Origin of the sequence: Phaeobacter sp. CAU 1743 (assembly GCF_039839315.1) — a bacterium.
In the GTDB taxonomy this organism is placed as follows: domain Bacteria; phylum Pseudomonadota; class Alphaproteobacteria; order Rhodobacterales; family Rhodobacteraceae; genus Phycobacter; species Phycobacter gallaeciensis_A.
The window spans coordinates 1-3,544 of the sequence record NZ_JBDOQR010000149.1 but is presented as its reverse complement, the minus strand read 5'-3'; the positions used below and the strand labels follow the sequence as shown (position 1 = coordinate 3,544).

2 protein-coding genes are annotated in these 3,544 nt (G+C 57.5%); one reads left to right on the top strand and one right to left on the bottom strand.

Annotation, left to right across the window (positions count from 1 at the left end):
- Window positions 1-134: 134 nt before the first annotated feature.
- Entirely contained in the window at window positions 135-3,023 is a 2,889-nt protein-coding gene (locus AAFO90_RS24315) for a Tn3 family transposase (protein ID WP_274860684.1), read from the bottom strand.
- A 120-nt stretch (window positions 3,024-3,143) separates the two neighbouring features.
- Between AAFO90_RS24315 and AAFO90_RS24310 the strand changes: the two genes are divergently transcribed.
- A partial coding sequence (locus AAFO90_RS24310) for a recombinase family protein (protein WP_347511116.1) occupies window positions 3,144-3,544 on the top strand: 401 nt, incomplete at its 3' end.

Here is a 3,544-nt window from a genome sequence, read left to right as displayed (position 1 = left end):
TCTTTGTGGACGTCCAGCCCCACGTAAAGCGTTTTCGTCATTGGTCTTTCTCCTTCGAACTCTTCCGTGTTCGTCAGAAAACCACATCTGCGGCTCGCCCGCCGCAAAACGCTCATCTGGTCTAAGACCGGACGTCACCTGCTTTTCCACCTGTATTCGCCTGTGAGCAGGATATGAGCCCATCCGAGCGGCGAGATATGCGCCAGAAGGTCTGGCGAACAGTCGAGACCGGCTCGCTTTCTGGCCGCAACAGCGTGGCCAAGATGCTTGGTGTTCCAATAGATGATGATCGCTGCCAGCAGGTTCAGCCCGGCCATGCGGTAGTGCTGTCCTTCAGAGGTTCGGTCTCTGATTTCACCCTGGCGCCCGATGCGTAGAGCGTTTTTCAACGCGTGGTGGGCCTCACCTTTGTTCAAACCGATCTGAGCCCGTCGCTGCAGATCGGCGTCAAGCAGCCAGTCAACTATGAACAGAGTGCGCTCGATGCGACCGATCTCTCGCAGAGCAAGAGCCAACTCGTGCTGACGTGGATATGATGCAAACTTCCTCAACAACTGACTGGGCGGCATAACACCCGCCGCCATGGTAGCGACGGCGCGCAAGATGTCCGGCCAGTTTTCAGTAATTAGCGTTTCTCTGATCTTTCCGCCGACCAGTCGGCGGACTTCCTTCGGCGCAGCCACGGGATCGAAGAGATAGAGCCGTTTTGACGGCAAGTCGCGAATGCGGGGAACAAATCGATAAGACAGGAGCGCTGTCGCGGCAAAGACATGATCCGTGAAGCCGCCGGTGTCGGCATATTGCTCTTTGATTTTTCGCCCCGCCTCATTCATCAGCAACCCGTCCAGAATGTACGGAGCCTCGTTGACTGTTGCCGGGATGTTCTGAGTTGCGAGCGGCCCGAACTGATCGGAGACGTGGGTATAGGCCTTCAAGCCAGGCTCTTGCCCATATTTCGCGTTGATAAGATTCATCGCCTCGCCATGCCGCGTTGTCGGAAAGAACTGACCGTCGCTTGATGCGCTTATGCCGCCGCCCCAGAACTGCGCCATCGGCAATTTGGCCTGTGCCTCGATCACCGTGGCGAGCGCCTGATTGATGGCATCGCTTTCAACATGCCAACGGGACAGACGCGAAAGTTGGAAATAATCGTGGGAACTGGTCGCCTCAGCCATTTTGCTGAGGCCGAGGTTCAATCCCTCGGCCAGCAGCACGTTCAGAAGCCCGATGCGATCCTTACAGGGCGCGCCGGTACGCAGGTGTGTGAAGGTTTCGGTGAACGCGATATCATCATCGATTTCCTGCAGAAGATCGGTGATCCGAACTGAAGGCAGACGGCCATAGAGATCAAGCACCATGCCGTCAGCATCCGCTGGGGTCTCCGCCGACAAGCGATCAACCTTGAGAATACCGTTCTCGATGGAACCGCCTGGGATAGCTCCGCTCCGGGCGGCCTTGGCCAAACGCTCCATGGATTCTGTCAATTTGGCCTTGCGATCATCGAGCCAGACCTCAGGCTCGAACGGCATCGTCAGGCGTGGCGACGCCTTTGCCGCTTCTATTGGCACAAGCGCTTGTTTCAGATCGGCGTAACGTCGGGAATGGGAGAGCCAGATATCGCCAGATCGGAAGGCTTCACGCACCTGGAACAGAACGGCGACCTCCCATAGCCGATTGTCTTTTGGGTCTTGAACATTGAGGTGGCGATGCCATTTCGAGGTTCGGCGCAGGAAGCCAACCTGACGGGGCGCATTGGTTTGATCATCGGCGATGACCTTTGTAGCTTGTATCAAAGGGGCCGCCACCGGCGCCGCACCGATGTCGAGCGCCCGCAGCATTCTAGGGCCATACCGCCGGAACCGATGGTACCCGTGAACGACATGAGTCAGGGCATCAGCCGCCATCGTGTCAGTCAACTCTGCAGCTGTTGTCACCATGCATTCGAGGTGAGACCAACCGCACGTAACGTCAATGGCCGCTTCAAGAGATGCGCCATCCGCCTTTGCCACCAGCAAGGCAGCGCCCAAATCCTTGAAGGAGCGCAAGGTCTCGCGCAGCGAAGATCGGGCGTCCGCGATACGTGCATCGGACAGCCTTTTCGCATCCCGCCAGGTCTTGCCAACAATCCGGTCGTGGGTCTCGATTACGGCGTCGGCAATGGCCGCCGTCCATTCCACCGCGCAGACAGCGAGGATTGCCAGACGCCGATCGCTGGTAATGTCTCGCAAACCGTCGGCAAAGTAGCGCTCGCCTTGGCGGCGAAGACGGGTGACACGGTGTGGTGGTACGTCGACCAAAATGTCCGGTGAGAGGCTTATGCCCTGCAGAAACTCCAACCGATCCAGAAGCCGCGATGCTCCCGCCGAGTTGCTGCCCACCTCGAAACGGCGAAGCCAGATAAACCGGGTGACATTGCCATCTGCAATCTCGGTCAACAGCGCATCCAGGCGTTCTTTCGTTCCATCGTCGATCCTGTTGGCGATCCGGCTTTCAATCCGGCGTTCCGCCGATACCAGCGCATCTGCACAAAGCCGTTCGATAACCGAGACACCGGGCAGGATCGTATGCGTCCGGCGGCACTCTTCAACAAAGCGGCGAGCTAGATCTTCGCTGGAACGGGCGGTTTCGGCTTCGCATTCAAGCCACGCTTTGAGACTGCGGGCGCCTTGGCCTGAGAACATCTTGAAGCCGTAAACCACACGAAGGTTGTGCAAATGCTGCTGGCGGGTTTGGCGGCGTGCGGCATATGGCAGGACATCGCCTGCACTCAACCCCAACTGAGCGGCGATGAAGCGCAGTATCTTTTCTGGAATAACCTCGTCGGATGACAATAGCCGCCCAGGATACCGCAACGCGCAGAGCTGCAATGCAAAGCCGATCTTGTTCTCTGGCCGCCGCCGTTCGTTGATGTGTTCGATATCGTCGTCTGCCAGCGTGTAATGCCGCAGCATAACCGCTTCGTCAGTCGGCAGGTCAAAAAGCGCCGCACGCTGGCGCTCGGTCAGTATGGTGCGATGCGCCATGTTTCTTTTGCTTTCTCTTTGGGGATTGCTTATCGATGATTGTGTAATGGATTAAGGAATACATGCCATGCCCGAAAGCTGGGGTTTCCTCCGCACATCTCAAACGTTCGTTTGTGAAACATGCTGATCGGATATGCACGCGTCTCCAAGGCCGATGGCAGCCAGTCCCTTGACTTGCAAAGGGACGCTTTGATCGCTGCGGGTGTAGATGAAGAGCAGATCTATTCCGATCAGGCCTCAGGTAAGAAAAACGACCGCCCGGGTCTCGAAGCGTGCCTGAAGGCTCTACGCGAAGGCGATGTCCTGGTGATCTGGAAACTGGACAGAATGGGCCGCAGTCTGAATCATCTGGTGAAAACGACGACCTTACTGTCAGAGCGGGGTGTTGGCCTGAAGGTGCTCACAGGCCAGGGAGCACAGATCGACACGACCACCGCAGCCGGTCGGCTGTCATTTGGGATCTTTGCCGCGCTCGCCGAATTTGAAAGCGAGTTGATCCGGGAACGCACCATGGCAGGGTT

Bases quoted from the DNA above. Each gene is read 5' to 3' on its own strand.
- AAFO90_RS24315 (WP_274860684.1), bottom strand. From the start codon at position 3,023: ATGGCGCATCGCACCATACTGACCGAGCGCCAGCGTGCGGCGCTTTTT.